General features: G+C 56.4%; 14 protein-coding genes. 3 read left to right on the top strand and 11 right to left on the bottom strand.

The annotated features are described in order from the left end of the window. Positions 1 to 30 precede the first annotated feature (30 nt). From Q4T40_19665 to Q4T40_19630, 8 genes are all read right to left on the bottom strand, one after another. Positions 31 to 939 carry a phosphate acyltransferase gene (locus Q4T40_19665; GenBank protein MDT8903450.1) on the bottom strand — a complete coding sequence of 303 codons (909 nt, stop codon included), beginning with the start codon at positions 937 to 939 and terminating at the stop codon, positions 31 to 33. 48 nt (positions 940 to 987) lie between these two features. Continuing rightward, positions 988 to 2,379: a sodium:solute symporter family protein gene (locus Q4T40_19660; GenBank protein MDT8903449.1), complete on the bottom strand. Its 1,392-nt coding sequence runs from the start codon at positions 2,377 to 2,379 to the stop codon at positions 988 to 990. Positions 2,380 to 2,398: 19 nt separating this feature from the next. Further along, positions 2,399 to 3,598: a thiolase family protein gene (locus Q4T40_19655; protein ID MDT8903448.1), complete on the bottom strand. Its 1,200-nt coding sequence runs from the start codon at positions 3,596 to 3,598 to the stop codon at positions 2,399 to 2,401. A gap of 64 nt (positions 3,599 to 3,662) precedes the next feature. Continuing rightward, a complete protein-coding gene (locus tag Q4T40_19650; protein ID MDT8903447.1) occupies positions 3,663 to 4,487 on the bottom strand; it encodes a 3-keto-5-aminohexanoate cleavage protein in 825 nt (274 codons plus the stop codon). 115 nt (positions 4,488 to 4,602) lie between these two features. Further along, positions 4,603 to 5,562, bottom strand: a complete 960-nt coding sequence (locus Q4T40_19645; protein MDT8903446.1) for a 3-hydroxyacyl-CoA dehydrogenase family protein — start codon at positions 5,560 to 5,562, stop codon at positions 4,603 to 4,605. Positions 5,563 to 5,760: 198 nt separating this feature from the next. Beyond that, positions 5,761 to 6,729 carry a tripartite tricarboxylate transporter substrate binding protein gene (locus tag Q4T40_19640; protein MDT8903445.1) on the bottom strand — a complete coding sequence of 323 codons (969 nt, stop codon included), beginning with the start codon at positions 6,727 to 6,729 and terminating at the stop codon, positions 5,761 to 5,763. Between the two features lie 18 nt (positions 6,730 to 6,747). After that, on the bottom strand, positions 6,748 to 8,247 hold the full coding sequence (locus Q4T40_19635; GenBank protein MDT8903444.1) for a tripartite tricarboxylate transporter permease: 1,500 nt from the start codon (positions 8,245 to 8,247) through the stop codon (positions 6,748 to 6,750). Between the two features lie 25 nt (positions 8,248 to 8,272). Continuing rightward, positions 8,273 to 8,731 carry a tripartite tricarboxylate transporter TctB family protein gene (locus Q4T40_19630; GenBank protein ID MDT8903443.1) on the bottom strand — a complete coding sequence of 153 codons (459 nt, stop codon included), beginning with the start codon at positions 8,729 to 8,731 and terminating at the stop codon, positions 8,273 to 8,275. 326 nt (positions 8,732 to 9,057) lie between these two features. Between Q4T40_19630 and Q4T40_19625 the strand changes: the two genes are divergently transcribed. Both Q4T40_19625 and Q4T40_19620 read left to right on the top strand, forming a co-directional pair. Then, complete coding sequence (locus Q4T40_19625) at positions 9,058 to 11,145, top strand: sigma 54-interacting transcriptional regulator (protein ID MDT8903442.1); 2,088 nt, start codon at positions 9,058 to 9,060, stop codon at positions 11,143 to 11,145. Positions 11,146 to 11,184: 39 nt separating this feature from the next. Continuing rightward, positions 11,185 to 12,534 (top strand): reductive dehalogenase domain-containing protein, encoded by a 1,350-nt coding sequence (locus Q4T40_19620; GenBank protein ID MDT8903441.1) that lies wholly within the window; start codon positions 11,185 to 11,187, stop codon positions 12,532 to 12,534. Positions 12,535 to 12,599: 65 nt separating this feature from the next. Here Q4T40_19620 and Q4T40_19615 read toward each other — a convergent pair whose 3' ends face one another. Both Q4T40_19615 and Q4T40_19610 read right to left on the bottom strand, forming a co-directional pair. Further along, the gene (locus Q4T40_19615) at positions 12,600 to 13,406 is read right to left on the bottom strand and encodes an IclR family transcriptional regulator (GenBank protein ID MDT8903440.1); all 807 of its coding nucleotides are present in this window, start codon (positions 13,404 to 13,406) and stop codon (positions 12,600 to 12,602) included. A 68-nt stretch (positions 13,407 to 13,474) separates the two neighbouring features. Further along, positions 13,475 to 14,323, bottom strand: coding sequence for a 3-hydroxybutyryl-CoA dehydrogenase (locus tag Q4T40_19610; protein MDT8903439.1), 849 nt, complete (start codon positions 14,321 to 14,323; stop codon positions 13,475 to 13,477). Between the two features lie 290 nt (positions 14,324 to 14,613). Between Q4T40_19610 and Q4T40_19605 the strand changes: the two genes are divergently transcribed. Next, positions 14,614 to 14,901 (top strand): hypothetical protein, encoded by a 288-nt coding sequence (locus tag Q4T40_19605; protein MDT8903438.1) that lies wholly within the window; start codon positions 14,614 to 14,616, stop codon positions 14,899 to 14,901. A gap of 188 nt (positions 14,902 to 15,089) precedes the next feature. On the opposite strand, the gene Q4T40_19600 is transcribed toward Q4T40_19605, so the two are convergent. Further along, entirely contained in the window at positions 15,090 to 16,484 is a 1,395-nt protein-coding gene (locus tag Q4T40_19600; protein MDT8903437.1) for a sigma 54-interacting transcriptional regulator, read from the bottom strand. Positions 16,485 to 17,241 lie beyond the last annotated feature (757 nt).

Genomic DNA, 17,241 nt, shown 5'->3' with positions numbered 1-17,241 from the left:
GGCAGAATACTCCACAGCTTGTCCTGCTTTCTAAAGGGTGGCCGAAGCCGCGAGGATGAGCGGCAACAGTTTTGCTTCCGTTTCCGCCGCCCGCGAGGTGAGTACGATCGGCACCCTGCCGCCGACGACTATTCCGGCGCTGCTTGCGCCTGCGGCGTAGCGCAGGGCTTTGATAAGGATATTGCCGGCCGAGATATTGGGAACCACCAGCAGGTCGACCTCGCCGCAGACCGGGCTCTTGTGGCCTTTGATTGCGGCTGCTTCCTTGCTGAACGCCAAATCGTAGGAAAGCGGCCCCTCGACCAGGCAGCCGGGCAACTCACCGGCCGCGTTCAGCTTTTTCAGCTCGGCGGCATCGGTCGTTTCCGGCATTTTGGCGCTGACCTCGTCACTCGCCGCCAGGATAGCGACCTTAGGCGGGTCGAAGCCCATACGCGCCATTGTCGTAACGGCGTTTTCGACGATCGCCCGTTTCTGGTTTAGGTCGGGACAGATGTTCAGCGCCACATCGGTCAGTCCTACGAGTTTGTGGTAGTTGGGGATGTGGATGATGCTCAGGTGCGACAGCAGGCTGCCTACGCGGAACTGGTTGTCGCTGAATAGAACCTTCATTAAGCCGGCGGTCGGTATCAGTCCCTTCATGAGGAAATCCGCCCGGCCGCCGTTGACGAGCTTCAACGCCCCGACGGCGGCGTCTTCGGCCGTTGCCGCGTGAATGACCTCATAGTTCGCCGGGCGTTCGCCCATGGCGGTCAGGAGTTTTTCGATCGCTTCTTTGTCCCCGACCAGCAACGGCTCGATTACTTCATCCTTGGCGGCAGCCTTGACGACGGCCTCCAGCGTATGCCCGTCCTGGGCGGCAACAACCGCCACCGTCCGCTTTTTCTTGCTTTTTGCCCGCACAGTTTCTATAAGCTGTTCGAAATTCCGGTAGATCATGTCATTGCCCTTTCTTGTCTACATGCTAGCAATACCGGCTGAGCACGCTCATGCCGGAGTGTTTTTCCTGGTTAGCAGGCTTATGGCGACCAGCGCCAGCAAGCTGGCCAGCAGGCCGGGGTACAGCGGGTCCATACCCGCCGGGAATGCCAGTTTCCAAGCGAAGTTGGTCAGCGGGCCCAGCACCGCCGCGGCGATGCCGGCTGCGGGCGTTACCCGGCCGGGGAAGAACATCGCGCCAAGGAGCGGCAGCAGGATGGTGCAGCCGCGCAGCCCCATGGACATGAAGCTCCAGCCCAGAATGAGGCTCCCGGCGTTGCTGCTGACGAACAGCAACACAGCCAGGGAGATAGCCACGATGATGCCGCGCTGAACCAGCAGTACCTGTTTGGCGTCCCCCCGGGGAGAAATGTAACGCTGATACAGATCCTTGGTGACCATTGTTGAGATGCCCAAAGTCAGCCCAGCCCAGGTGCCGACCACCGAGATGAGCAGCGTGGCCAGCACCACCCCTGCCGGAACGGGCGGCAAAAACTTGAGGACGAAGACCGGCAGCACTTCGCTGGAGACGGTATCAGGGAAGTTTATCCGCATGTACAGGCCGACGAGAACGCCGCCGATGCCGATCGGCGGAATGAGCAGCGCCGAAACGAGGGCACCTTTCCGGGCGTCGGGAACGTTTTTGGCTGACGACAGCGCCTGAAAATAGGTCTGGGTGGACAAAACGCCCACTATCAGGGAGAACCCGGCAGCCAAATCCTTGCTGACGCCGCGACCAAACAGGGAGAACCAGGGGTGCGCGGGCAGCTTGGCCATAAGGCCTTCCGCGCCGCCGGCCATTGCGTACGCGGTAATGCCGCAGGCCAGCATGGCGAGATAAAGCAAAATCAGCTTTACGACCCCGGTCAGCCCCGTTCCCCAGACACCGCCGAACAGAACGTAGGCGAGAACAAGTATTAGTCCGATTACGGCGGCCAGCGACGGCTGCATGGGGAACATCGAGGTCACCAGCGCACAGAACGCCAGCGCCTGGGCCATGAGGTTAAAAAAAATACCGATCGACGTAAATACGCTTGAGACCGGCCCGATATTTGCCCCGTAAGTTTTCACCAGGTATTGCGGCAGGGTGTCGACCGCGCTTTCCCACAGCGGCCGCACCATCCAGAGGCCCATAATGGCGACGGCCATTCCAGCGCCCAGCGTGAACCACCAGGCGGAAAAACCGAACTTAAAAGCCAGTTGGGCCGTGCCTATCGTTGAGGCTCCGCCTACGAGCGTTCCCATCAGGGTACCGGCAACAAGGGCTGGCGAAACGCTGCGATTGCCGGTGGAAAAGTCGGCTGCCGATTTAACCTTGCGTCCGGCATAGATGCCTACCGCCGAGACGAGGGCAAGTGTGACAACAATGCCGACAATGTGACCAGTACCCAAAAGCGACAAAATATAGCCTCCTTTCCCGCTACACCGCTTCGACGATAGTGGTCATCCCCATACCGCCGGCGGCGCATAAGGTGGCAAGTCCATACTTAAGACCGCGACGGCGCATCTCGTGGACGAGGGTAACGATGATCCGCGAGCCGGAGCTGCCCACCGGGTGCCCGAGCGCGATAGCGCCACCGTTGACGTTGACGATTTCGGGGTTAAAATCAAGTTCGCGGATGCAGCCCAGCGACTGGGCGGCAAAAGCTTCGTTCAGTTCGATGAGCTGTATGTCGGCAAGCGATAGGCCGGCTATTTTCAACGCTTTTTTGGTCGCCGGAATGGGGCCTAGACCCATTACCCGCGGATCGACGCCCGCCGCGGCGAAACCGCGTATGACAGCCATAGGCTTAAGGCCAAGCTGATGCGCTTTTTCGCCCGACATCAGCAGCAGGGCGGAAGCGCCGTCGTTGCGCCCCGACGAATTGCCGGCAGTTACGGAGCCTTTCCCGTCGGTGCGAAAAACCGGCTTTAATTTCGCCAGTGCCTCAAGGGAAGTCGCCCGGGGAAATTCGTCGGTGTCAAATACGATCGGTTCCTTTTTGCGGCCCTGCGGCACTGTCACCGGCACGATTTCATCTTTAAACCGCCCGGCCGCAATGGCTGCGGCCGCTTTCACCTGCGACCGGTACGCAAAAGCGTCCTGGTCCTCCCGGCTGATATTCATGCGTTCTGCCACGTTTTCGGCGGTCATGCCCATGTTGAACCGGCCGTAGATGTCTTGCGGCTGAGAGCAAAACTGAACTTCAGTCACGGAATCGAGCAGCTCCCTGTTGCCTACCCCCAGCCCGTAGCGCGCGTTGCGGAAATAGAATATCGAATTACTCATGCTCTCGGTGCCGCCGGCGAGCACGATATCGTTCTGTCCGGTTTGAATCGCCATCGTCCCGTCGGCAACGGCGGTCATGCCGGAAGCGCACTGGCGCATGACGGTGTAAGCCGGCACTTCCTCCGGGATGCCGCACATGAGGGCAGCTAGGCGCGCGATATTGGGATTGTCGGAGCTCTGGCGGCAATGGCCCAAAACGACTTCGTCGACCAGCGCCGGTTCGATGCCTGTTCTTCCGAGTATGCCGGCCATGACGGCACGGGCGAGGTCATCTGGCGTTAGGGGCTTCAGACTGCCGCCCATATTGCCGACCGCCGTGCGGCAAGCGTCGACGATTACTACGTCTTTCACGTTATTCACCTCATACTTTTTGTGCGGCAAGTCCCCAGGGGCGGCCGGTCGCGGATATAAGTATCTACCGGTGCTTTTTCAAGCCCAGAATCTGCCGCGTCTCTTCCGCAGTCGCTATCTGCCTGCCCACCACTTTGCCCAGTTCGACAGCTCTCTCCACGAGTTGGGCGTTCGTGGCGTGGACGCCCTTTTCCAGGAAGACGTTGTCCTCAAGCCCTACGCGCAGCCCGTCGCACCCCGCGGCAAGACCGGCCAGCATCATCGGCACATGGCTCTTGCCGATGCCTGTTATCGACCAGGTCGAGCCCTGAGGAAGCTTGGGCAACAGGTACGCGAGGCTCTCGATGTTGCCCGGCATCCCGCCGGGTACGTCGAGCACGAACTGATAATGGCAGGGCGGTTTCAGGACGCCTTTTTTGAGATAATACTCGACATTGCCGAGCATGCCCGCGTCGAATATCTCGATTTCGGGCTTGATCTGAAGCTCCTGGCAGACGGCGCCGAGTTTTTCCAGAAAGGCGGGGGTGTTCAGGAAAACATAACTGTTGGCCCAATTCATCGACCCGGGGTCATAGGAGCACATTTCCGGCATCAGCACCGGGAGGTGCGCGACGCGTACATCTTCGGGCCACTTGCTGCCGGAGGTCGTCAGGTTGAGGACGACGTCGAGCCCGGCGGCGGCGACAGCGGCTCGAACCTTGCCCACTACTTCAACGAACAGTTCTGTCGCCATGCTGTTATTGCCCTGTTCGTCGCGTACATGAATGTGGACGATTGATGCGCCGGCCTTTACGCAGGCAACGGCATCGGCGGCGATTTCATCGGGAGTGAGAGGCACATGCGGGGATAAAGCTCTTGTCGTGCCCGCGCCACACAGAGCGGCGGTAATAATCAGCTTCTTATTAATAATCGATCACCTTTCCTCAGGGAAAATTGCGGCTCCCCGGCATCCGTAGCCGCTTTCTCCGCCGGTTTTTCCTGCGAGGCGCGGCTGTTCCGGGGCCTTATATTTTTTTGTAAATCAGGTCCTTGACCGATTCAAAAACCCGGATAAGTTCCTCGTCTCTTTTTTTCAGGACTTCTTCCATTTTTCTGCCGCTGTAATCGAAGAAGCCTTTGCCGGTTTTTACGCCGTAATCGCCTTTTTTGACTCTGTCGAACAGGCTCTTGGGAGAGTTGTCGTGTGGCGCTTCGAGGAAGCCCTTGTTCTCCAGGTTCATCGCGCTCAGGTCCAGACCGGTGAAGTCGTAGCGCTGCACGAAGCCCAGCACCATCGCTCGCGGTATCAGGCTGGCCTTGACCGCCAAATCGAGGTTTTCGGGGGTTATGTAGCCATTATCGAGCAGGAAGAATACTTCCCGACCGATTATCCGCTGCATCCGGTTGATGCAAAACCCGGGAACGAACTTTTCCATTACTACCGGCACTTTATCCGCCTTGCGCAAAATATCCACCAGCATATTTACCGTTTCTTCAGAGGTCTTTTCCCCCTTGACGACTTCTACCAGGGGAATAATATGGGCCGGGGCGAAAAAGTGGGCGATTGCCGCGTTAGGCTGCCGGCGTTCCGGCATGACTTCAAAGATATTCAAAAAGGAAGTGTTACTCGCAATGACCGCATTGGCAGGACAAAGAGCATCGACTTTCTGATAGATTTCCTTCTTGGCGTCGATTTTTTCGATAATTGCTTCGACGATCAGGTCCGCGTCACCGACCGCCTGTTCTAGGGACGTTGTCGTCGCTATATTCGCCAGCACTTCTTCGATCCGGCTTTCCGGCATCAGCCCCAATTCGACGAAGGTATTAAGACTGGTTTTTATCACCGTGCTTGATGTCTCCAGCGCTTTGGGGGAAATATCGTAGGACTGCACTTTGTAGCCCGCCGCAGCGAAAACCTGCGCCAGCCCGGAACCCATCGTCCCGGTGCCAAGAACGGCGACTTTCTTTACATCATTTATGTTCACGATTAGACCCCTTTCTCTAGTCCACGAGCCTGCACACCTGCCGGATAACTGCGATTCACAACATTTTCGAGGCGGCCGCCGGCCGGAAACCGCGGGAGGGGGTGGGGAAAACGGTTTCCGGCGCCGGCTGGACTTTCGCCATCAGGGCCGCATCTTCCAGTACTGACTGGTCAAACGTATTATCCGTTTGCGGGCCGGTTATTTCTTCTTCATCGCTTTCAGGTTTTCGGCCGATTCTTTGTAACCTTCCGCGCAGATTTTGCCGAATTCGTCACCGGGGATGTAGTTCGCCGGGACGTTCATTTTCTTCATGACGGCCTGGAACTCGGGATCTTTAAACGCCTTGGCAAACGCTTCCCGCAGGACCTTCAGACGATCGGCGGGAACGCCCTTGGGCACGCCGACCCCCATATACGAGTTGATCGCGATGTCATAGCCCTGTTCTTTCAGGGTGGGAACATCGGGCGCGATTTCGAGGCGGGCCGAGCTAACGGAAGCGAGGATGCGCATTTCCTTGGATTTGACGAACGGCATCAGGTCGGACATTACGGCAACGGCGGATTCGACATGCCCGCCCAGTACGGCGGTATTGGTTTCGCTGCCGGATTTTGTGGGGACGTGAACGAATTTGACTTTTTTCAATTCGCTGATTTTCTGGTAAACGAACGGCTGGGGATATCCGGAAGCCACGTAAGGCATGCCGTCAGGTTTCTTCGCCGCCGCGGCGACAAGGTCGTCCACCGTCTTGTACGGCGAATCTGCTTTGACGGCCAGCCCGTAACGATAGATGCCGTAGGCGCAGATATAGTTAAAATCTTCCGGGGTGTAGGGAACTTTCATCTGATGGGGAACGATGGCCAACGGCGCGTATGTGACCACGCCGATCGTGTACCCGTCAGGCTTTTTGTTTTTCAATTCGATGATGCCCGTGGTTCCTACGCCACCGGCCTTGTTGATTACGGTGACCGGGACGCCGAGGTGCTTTTCGGCCGCCTGCGCCAACGCCCTGGCTGAAATGTCCGTACCGCCGCCGCCGCCGTAATTGACGATCATGGTAATCGGCTCGGAGGGAAACTTTGCCGCCTTTTTGTCGGAGCAGCCGGCTGTGAACACCAGGGCGAGACACACCAGAACCGTAGCGATAATCGTCAACCTTGTCTTTTTCATGCTTTTTCCTCCCATTTTTTATATTGGTTTACTACTCCGCCGTCTGCTTCTGATAATGGTGAAGACGGAGTAAACGGTAACCAGCCAGAAGAACCAGGTTATCGGCGTCGAAAAGAAGATCGCCGGGTTATTGCCCGAAATCAGCAACGCCTGCCGGAGGTTCACCTCCAGGAGCGGCGACAGGATAAAGCCGATCATCATCGTGGCCGGCGAGTAGTCGAATTTGACCATGATATAGCCGATCACCGCGAAGAAGAGCATTATCCACACGTCGGTAACGCTTTGGTTCAGAGCGTATACGCCGATGAAGCAGAAGACGAACACGACCGGGAAAATTACCGTTGTCTCAAGCTGCGACACCTTGGTGAAGCCTTTGTAGCAGGTCATGACAAACAGGGCGAGCAGGAGGTTCGACAGAATCAAGCCTGCGTACAGGCCGGCGATGACCTGGGGGGCTTCGCGAAATACCAGCGGCCCCGGCGTAAGTCCCTGAACCATGAACGCGCCGATCATGATCGCCGCCATCGCGTCGCCGGGAACGCCCAACGCCAGCAGGGGGATGAGGTTGGCGCCGCAAACCGCGTTGTTGGCGGTCTCGGCGGCGGCCACGCCCTCTATTGCCCCCTGGCCGAATTCCTCGGGATGCTTGGAATTTCTCTTCGCCATGTCGTAGCCGATGTAGGCGGCCAGCGTGGTCCCCAGGCCGGGCAGCGCCCCGATGCCGCAGCCGATGGCGGCGGAGCGGGCGATTGTTTTGATATTGGCTATATACTCCCGCCAGGACAGCCGCGCGTCGTCCGGTTGACGGGGAGGGGGCAGGTGTGCGTCGACCTTGCCCCGCGCCACCGATTCGACCTGGACAAGCACTTCGGAAAGCGCCAGCGACCCGATCAGCATGACGATCAAGTCAATGCCGCTGGCCAAGTTCGGCGAGTCGAAGGTGAACCTGGTCACGGAAGCGATCGAATCCAGCCCGACCATGCCGAACAACAGGCCAAGCAGACCGCCGATAAAACCTTTGATTACCGACTTGCCGGCCGCCGAGCCGATAATGGTGAGCGAGAAGACCATCAGGACGGTGTATTCGGCCGGACCGAACTTCAGCGCATACCGGGCGATCGGTTCGGCGATAAGCACCAGCACGATGCAGCTGAACAGGCAGCCCGAAACCGACGCGAACAGCGCCATTTTGATCGCTTTGGCGCCTTTTCCCTGCAGCGCCATCTTGAAGCCGTCCGCCACCGTCGCCGCCGCCGCGGGCGTCCCCGGGGCACCGAGCAGAATCGCCGAGATGCTGCCGCCGAAGGTTCCGCCGTTGTACGCGCCGATCAGCATTGACAGCGACTGGACAGGGTCCATGTAAAAGGTTAGCGGGATGACCAGCGCGATCGCCATAGTTGCTGTCAGCCCGGGTATAGCTCCCAGTACCGTTCCGAGAACCACGCCAATTATGAGGGATATGAGAATGGACGGAGTAGACAGCACGGTCGCAAAGCCGCCCAACAGCAATTCGAACATTACTCTGCCTCCAATTCAGCCATACTTACGGCAGCACCATGTGCAGAACCTTGGTAAAAAACAGGTAGATCATCACCGGCAGCCCCAAAGCAACCGAGAAAAGCACTTTCTTTTTGCGCTGACCGTACATGTACATGAGCAAGCCCAGCACCACTATCGTCGGGATCAGATACCCCACCATATCGAAGGCGACGATATACGCCGCGACTACCGCCAAGCTTTTTACGACGAGCTTGGCCTCATGCCGGCTGAGCGAATATGTCTTCTGCCCCTGCCGGTCTCTTTTGCGATAGCCGCTTATAAACAACGATACCGCCAGGATAAAGAGCAGTATGCCTACCGCTTGCGGCATGAACCGCGGCGAAACGCCCATTCCGCGCACATCGGCTATTTCCGCCGGAATAATCACGAAATACAGCAGTAACGAAAAAACGCCTAATATTATTCCCCCCGCCTGTTCCGCCCTGGATTCGGAAATTTCCACCTTTCCACCCCTTCCCTTATCTAATTCATCTCTTTCAACTCAATATAATGCACGACTCGTGCCAACTGCCCGAAAAATAAGAAAACAGCGAATATTCGCTGTAGCAATGCCGTTTTGCTCCCCTATCCCTGCCAACCACAAAACGGCCGTCCGGATTATTGGGTTATTTATTGACGTCATAATTGGGTTGACAGTCGTAATAAATAGCCTAATAACGGTAGACGGCCAACCGGGATGATGATACTATATTATTTGAAGGTTTCCATACATTGCTTTTCTTATAATATACCGATCTTACAGCATTTTGAGCCGCGGAGGATTAGCTTATGAACCCCACAGCTCCCAAAAACGTTTTGATCGTGTCGATGCGAAAAATGCCGGCCACCAACCTTGCCAAATCATTGCAGGACATCTTCGGCAAAGCGGTTAATTTCAGCATCCATTCGTATTTGGAACAAGGAAACCTGGCGGGCTCCGGTTCTCCCGACCTGATACTGGCTTCCGGCGAGAAATCTTACGCAAGAATACTCGATACCCACCCGCACGAGAAAATTATCCTGGCGAAGCGCGACCTCGCCCTGCCGTTATTTTTCGAGCGGGTCTTTCTGCTGCCCAGGGGGAAAAAGGTGCTGGTAATCAACGAAACCCATGCCGGCACCCTTGACACTATCCAAAACCTCATTAATATCGGCATAGATTACCTGGATTTCAAGCCCTACTGGCAAGACTGCGGGCTGCCTGTCGACAGCGATATCGATACCGCGATCTCCCCCGGAATGCTGCATATCTGTCCCGACAACATAAAAATCAAAATCGACGTCGGCATGAGACAGTTGTCGATTTCCGTTTTTATCAGGATGCTAAATGAACTTGATCTCGATCCGGGGTACACCGAAAAATTCATTTCGTACAACAAAAAGGTGCTGGTCAATGCCTACCAGCGGCTGTCCGAGCAATACCTCTGCGCCGAGACGCTGCGCTTGTCGCTGGAGTCTATCCTTAACAACATCAACGAGGCCATTATTTCCGTGCAGAACTTCAATATCTCCGAATGCAACCCCGCTGCCGAGAGGCTGCTGGGCCTGAAAAAAGCCGCCGTACTTGGCAGGAATATTTATGATGTCATGGGCGACCAGTTCCGGGGATATCATCGCCGCGAAAACGAAACTGACAACATTCTCTTTTTTAACAACAAAAAACTTTTTGTTACTTTTCTGCCCTCTACCGAAACTGTCTCCAACGGCATTTTTACCTTTAAGGAAATTCGCGAAATCGAAAAAATGGAGGAAAGCGTAAGAAAAATCCTGTATAAAAAGGACAACGGCTATACCGCCAAATACGCTTTCAAGGACATTGTCGCCCAGACGGCTTCCATGCATGAGCTGCTGGGCCGTGCCGAATCGATGGCCCAGTTTGACGAGACGGTTCTTATTACCGGGGAAAGCGGCACCGGCAAAGAACTGCTCGCCCAGGCGATCCACAACGCGTCGCCGCGGCGGGACCGCCCCTTCGTAGCCGTTAACTTCGGCGCCATACCGGACAACCTCATCGAAAGCGAGCTATTTGGCTACGAGGAGGGCGCCTTTACGGGCGCGAAGAAATCGGGGAAAAAGGGTCTGTTTGAGTTAGCCCACAACGGGACTATTTTCCTTGATGAAATCGGCAATTCCTCGACCTGGATTCAGTCCCGCCTTCTTCGGGTCCTGGAAGCAAAAGAACTGATGCGCCTGGGCGATACGAAGGTTATTCCCGTTAATACCCGCGTTATTGTTGCAACTAACAAGAGCTTAAAAGAACTTATCAGCCAGGGCCTTTTCCGCGAAGATTTGTATTATCGGTTAAACGTTTTTCCGTTAAACATTCCCCCGCTACGGGAACGCAAGGGATGCCTGGGACATTTGCTGCACCACTTTTTACGGACGGCCGGGATCAACAAGCCTATAACCGAGGAAGCATACCGCCTGCTGATGGATTATCAGTGGCCCGGAAATGTGCGTGAGCTGAAAAATCTGGCTAGTTATCTCGCCCTGCAGAGCAACAAGGACCTTATATCGGTGGAGGACCTTCCCGATGACATAAGAATAGCTGCGACCTGCCAAAACGTCCTGCCGCAGACCGCCCGGGATATCCTGCAGGAACTGGCCCTGCAATTTGATTTACCGCTTATTTTTCGTGTACTGGCCATTTTTCAGAAAAATACAGCCGGCAGCAAAGTGCTCGGCCGTAATAAAATGCTGCTTTTGTTGCAAAGCCAAGGCATCGATATAAGCGACGGCCGGCTCCGCACGATTATCAAGCACCTGGAAAGCCATCACCTGATTGAGACCGGCAAAACCAAGCAGGGTACGATAATCAGCAGCGCGGGGCGCCTAGTGCTAGGAACGTTGGAAACTATGCTTGGGACCGCCCTTTAGCGAGTCGTGTAGCGGGCCGGGAAACGGGGGGATTTGGCGATGTTGACGATGGCGATAACCGCCGGCTGGGTGCTGGCGTCCGTGGCGGCTGTTCTGTTCGCCTGGCTGGCCGCGACGCTTTACCGGGAGCGGGAAACGCGCCGGCTGCCACGGGTTTTGGCGACCGGGGCGATATTGCTCGCCTTGTGGGCCGGGGCGCTCGCGGCCGATTATCCGTACAAACTGGCGGTTTTGGCAATTGCCGAGGCAGCCGCGGCGGCCGTTGTAATGGCTTTTTTCCTGCCTGCCGGTACCGCCGGCCGGGCGGCGCTCCCCGCGGATATGCCGCGCCTCGACGAGCGGGATGTCATGTTCGCCCGCGCCGGCTACCGGGACGGCACGGCGCATTATCACGATTACTATTCCCGCCGCCCGGAGAACCGGGAGCAGGATGACCGCATCCGCGCGCTTCCCGGGCTTTGCAGCCCGGGAGCAGCTACCTACCAGCCTATTCATGCCGGTATCGCCGGCTCGGGGTTCCGCTTTCTGGCCGATATGCGCCCACTGGCTGAAGGCCAGGCGGCGGACAATAAGCAGGCATCGGCACCGGAGGAAATGACGGCCATGCTCAAGGGCCTGGCAAGGTACCACGGCGCCAAGGTCGTCGGTGTCGCCGCGCTGCGGCCTTACCATTTTTATTCCCACCGGGGACGCCACCCCGAAAACTATGGGGAAGAGGTAGCCAGCGCCCATAAGTTTGCGGTCGTGTTCGCGGTGGAGATGGACTGGGGGTTGGTGCGGAACGCCCCGCTGGCGCCGGTCGTGATGGAGTCATGCCGACAGTACATCGAAGCCGCCAAAATCGGCATGGTGCTGGCCTATTTCCTCCGCGAGCTGGGCTATGACGCCCGCAACCACATGGACGGCAGCTATCTGGTCTGCGCGCCGTTGGTGGCGCATGACGCCGGTGTCGGCGAGCTCGGCCGGATGGGCATTGTGATTACCAGAGACTACGGCCCGCGGGTCAGGCTGGGGGTAGTGACCACCGATCTGCCGCTGATCGCTGATGTGCCGACCGCCTTAGGCGTACAGGATGCGTGCAGCGCATGCGAGAAGTGCGCCCGCAGTTGCCCGGCCCAGGCCATCCCCTATGGGGGCAGGGCGGAGCACAACGGCGTGAGCAAGTGGCGAATAGATCAGGCGCGCTGCTACGAGTTCTGGTGCAGGGTCGGCACGGACTGCGCGGTGTGCATGAACGTCTGCCCCTACAGCAAACCCGACACCCTGCTCCACCGTCTGTTTCGCTATAGCCTCCGGCAGTCGTCGCTGGCCAGGAGGGCGATGGTTCATCTCGACGACTACTTCTACGGCCGCCGGCCAACCGCCGGCGAGAAGCCGGACTGGCTGTGACCGGGAAACGAGGAAAGGATGTGGCGCAGCACCGCCACATCCTATTACGTTCAGCCGTCGGCCCGTTATTGGCCGCTAATGTCGTAGCCCATCTGCCGGGATATGTTTAGGGCGGCCTCACGAACCAATGCGCTGTATTCTGCAACAAGAGTGTCGAGGGACATGTTGGCTTCAACACCCGAGATGCTGACAGCGGCGACGACGTTGCCGGTATAATCGAGGATGGGCGCTGCCACGCACCGCACTCCGGGTTCGTTCTCGAGGTCGTCGAGCGCAAAGCCTGTTTCCCGCACTCTTTTTATCTCTTCGCCGAACTTGGCCAAATCGGTTATGGTGGCGGGCGTAAGCGCAGGCATTCCCCTGACCCCAATCAATTCGCGGAGTTTATCGCTGCCCAGCCTGGAAACGAGGCATTTGCCATTGGCGGTGGAGTGGATGTAATTGTGCGTTCCGACCCCCGCGGCAAGCTTGATGTTGCGGTGGCTTTCGAGTTTGTCTATATAGATGATGTCGCCTGCTGTCCTGTCGAGGATGGCTAGATAGATGGTTTCCCTGGTTTTCTGGTTAAGCTCTTCCATGTATTTGCGGGCGTAGTTGGTCAGGACGAGGTCGCGCTTGACGATGTTGCCGTAGGTCAGGTAGGCAAAGCCGAGGGTGTAGTTGCCGTTGTCCTTTTCCGCCAGGTGCCGCCAGGCAATGAGGTTCTGGACGATACGGTAAACGGTGCTGATGGGTAGGTCTATCTTCTCGGCGATCTCGCTCAAGCTCAGGCCGTGGTCGTTAGCCTCGCTGATTACCTCGATGATGGCGAAAGCACGGGCGATCGACTGTACATAAAACTTCGTGTCTATATTCCTGCCGGTTTTTTTCATTGCTGCCCCCCCCTCTTCCCTTTTTGGCATCTTGGCTGCGGCGGACACTTCTGTCCGGCATCCCTTGGTCAGTATTGGTAGAACCCGCGGCCGCTCTTGCGCCCGAGATAGCCGGCCCGCACCATTTTCCGGAGCAGCGGCGCGGGGCGGTATTTGGGGTCGCCGTATTCACGATACAGAACCTCCATTATCGCCAGCAGGACATCGAGGCCGATCATGTCGGTGAGAGCCAGCGGGCCCATGGGGTGGTTGCAGCCGTTGACCATCGCCTTATCGATGTCTTCGGCCGAAGCGACGCCTTCGTCGAGCATGCCGATGGCTTCGTTAAGCATCGGATCGAGAATGCGGTTGACGACAAACCCGGGTACGTCCTTAGCTACGACAGTCACTTTGCCCAGTTTTTCGCCGGTGGTCAGGGCGAGATTCAACGTGTTCTCGGTGGTGCGCAGACCCTTGGTTATCTCAAGCAACTTCATCACCGGCACAGGGTTGAAGAAGTGCATGCCGATAAAGCGTTCAGGGCGCGTGGTGGCGGAGGCGAGTTCGGTTATGGAGATCGACGACGTATTGCTGGCAAAAACGGTTTCCGGGCTACAAAGCGTGTCAAGCCTGCCAAATAGCTGTTTCTTGGCGGCGGCGTCCTCGCTGATCGCTTCAATTACCAGCCCGGCGTCCGCTGCTTTTTCCAAAGCGGTGGTGATTGTCAGCCTCTCGATGCAGGCATCTTTGTCGGCCGCCGTCAACCGGCCCTTGTCTACCCCTTTACGCAAGCCGTCGGCGATCTTCTCGGCCGCTTTATTCGTGATGCTTTCCCGCACATCGTAGAGACAGACACGGTAGCCCGCCTGCAGCGCTACCTGGGCGATACCCGCGCCCATCTGCCCGGCGCCGGCGATGAATATTCGTCCGTTCTCCATAATATTACCCCTCTCTCTTGGGTTATCACATTGTAAAAATCATTTTCATTTTACCTCCTTGCTCGCAAAGGTGTCAATTATCGCCTACCAGCGACCCGCCCTTGCAACGGAGGAGTTTCGGGATTTTTCAGGACCGATATGTGATTATATTTCCACTACTGTATTGCCATTTTTATCCTAATAATTTATAATGAATTAGAGATTGCGAAATAGTGAGTGTTTCTTGGAGGAGGCTGTCAACGCAGCTTTCTTTTTGTTTGTATTGGTTTTGCGGATGGAGGAGGAAAACAGTGAAGTGCAAGTTCATGATCACGCTGGAATATCCCGAGCTCCTGGCGTTGGGGGGGACTGACGTACAGCAGTGGCTCGAGCAGCGGCTGGACGGAAAGGTGTCCGATGTCGGAGGCTTCAGGATAACGTCGCAGTCCCGCGGGCCGGACCGGATGATTATGCACTGCATTTTTGAGGTGAGCCACTACCGCGCTCTCAATGAAAAGACGATGCGCGACTGGCTCGCTGATTCGCCGCCGTACTTTTTTGTGCGCACGGTCAAGAAGCCCGCCCGGGAGGGCTGGTAGGTATTGCGGGCCGAAACCGGCCTCCTCAAGGAGGCCGGTCTTTCCTGCGGCTCGGGTTTCGCGCCGCGGCGGATATAATCTTTCCACCTAAGGCATGCGCGTCTCCGCTCCTTAAACGACCGGGAACACAACGTGGTAACGCCCCTAATAAAAGGCCCCGCTCCCGCGGGACCTTTTTGGTTTTATGGTTATAAATTGTATTTCCGTTTTTTGCGAACCAGGGTCGATAAGTCGATTCCGAGATGGCTGGCCGTGTTGCGCATCGATCCGAAGGTGGCGAGCGCCTTTTCAATTACCGCTTTTTCGACGACTTCGTTTATCTCCTGCAGATTGAAGGAGGAGAAGTAGTCGGGAGTTTCGATGAACAAGGGCGTGAGTGCGGCTCTCGCTACGTTTAGGGGAACGTATTTTTCATCGATGGTGTCTCTTTCGGCGAGAACGGTCATGTGTTCGATGATGTTGCGGAGCTCCCGAACATTGCCGGGCCAGGCGTAATGGGTCAGGATATCGACGACCTTAGGGGAAATTTTTTTCTTCATGTTATACTTGCGATTATTCTGGTCAAGGAAATTAAGGATCATTGGCACGAGATCCTCGCGACGTTCGCGTAGCGGCGGGATGTAAATCGGAATGACATTCAGACGGTAGAACAGGTCACGACGGAAGCGCCCTTCCTCGATCATTTTTTCCAGGTTGGTGTTCGTCGCGGCGATGATCCGCACCTTCGTCTCAACCGTCTTCGTGCCGCCGAGGCGGAACATCCTGCCGGTCTGCAAAACATCGAGCAGCTTAACCTGTAGGGACATGGGCATTTCACCGATCTCGTCAAGGAACAGGGTACCGTTGTTGGCTAGCTCGATCAGACCCACTTTGCCTTTTTTCGACGCTCCGGTGAAGGCGCCGGCTTCATAGCCGAACAACTCCGACTCAAGCAGCGTTTCCGGGATGGCGCTGCAGTTAATTTGGACGAACGGTCTTTTATCCGCCTCTTCGCCGCAATCATGGATGTACCTGGCGAGTACATCCTTGCCCACGCCCGACTCTCCCTGGATAAGCACAGGGGAAGAAACCTGGGCTATCCGTGCCGCCAGCTTGAAGATGTTTTCCATTACCGGGCTGGCCACGATGAAACTGCCGTCACGGCCGGTCATTTCAGCCTGCCACAAGAGCCGCCGGTATTCTTCGTTGAGGTCGGTGCTACTCTTGAGCTGCTCTCGGATGCTTACGAGCTCGGTGATATCGCGGACGTTGGAAAATACCCTGAGCAGACTGCCGTCGTCGCCAAAGACGGGGATGCTCGTCACCAGCGCGGAAACGCCGTGGTAATAGTCGATGACCTTGGTCATTGGCTTTCGGGTCTTGACAACATCGGGAGAACAGGCGTCGGGAATCTCCCCTGCCTTGACAAGTTCGCCGAGGTTCCTCCCTTTGAGCATCTCCTTGTCGAGCCCTGATATTTTAAGATAAGCTTCATTGCAATAGACGACGTTGCAGTCTCCGTCGGTTAAAAATATCCCGTCATAAGAAGAATCGATTATCTTCCACAACAGTTTGTTTTCTTCCTCTGCCTCAAGATGTTGCATTTTATCCCCCACTCGTATGCAAAAACGCTTTCTCAGTATGCATTTTTGCTTATGTGCTCACGCGTGCTTATTACTTAATGTTTCCAAAGAAATCATTAAAGGAGCCAGGGGCTGATTAGGCATAATTGCCAAATTCGGCGGGCAAAGCGTATCAAAAACCGCGTAGCACTAGCACGTGGTTTTTGGCACGCTTCTTGCAATATAAACAGTTGGTGCCCGATCCAGTTTCGTTCCGCGCCGCTAAATCCGGCCGGGGACCGTGGCAAACCGACCGAGGCTAGTGCTGCCCTTTGGAGGTGGTGCGCTTCTGAAGCCGGCTAGCCGGGTTTGCCAGGGCTTCCGGGGAATGCAAGGCCTTCCTCGGCAGCCCAAAGTATCGCACGTGCGCAAGCACGTTTCTGTTGGAAATCATTTTCTTTGGAAAAGAGCCCAGACTAGCGGTTTTAGCCGATGTTTACCCTCAACAATAATTTTTTGTATGTTTTCTTGCCTACACAGGAGATTTCCTGCTGTTTCCAGTGCAACCTCCCGGCTTTTTTCGCCGGCTTACCGGACTCTTCCGCAAGCTCCCCACATAGGGAGGATTATCCGTTAAGGATAACCTACCCTATTATGACCGCGTAAAGCGGTCTTTTTTTTGCCCCATTTAGCTGCAAGCGGCGGCAAGCAGCGTTTTTATCACCTGTGTCGCGTATTACTTTTCCTCATGCGGATAGTCAGGCTTGGGCATTAAAACAACAAAACCACTGTCATGTCT

Source organism: Selenomonadales bacterium 4137-cl, from assembly GCA_032334055.1.
Classification (GTDB): Bacteria; Bacillota; Negativicutes; order Sporomusales; family UBA7701; genus Anaeroselena; species Anaeroselena agilis.
This window is presented reverse-complemented; position numbering and strand designations above follow the sequence as displayed.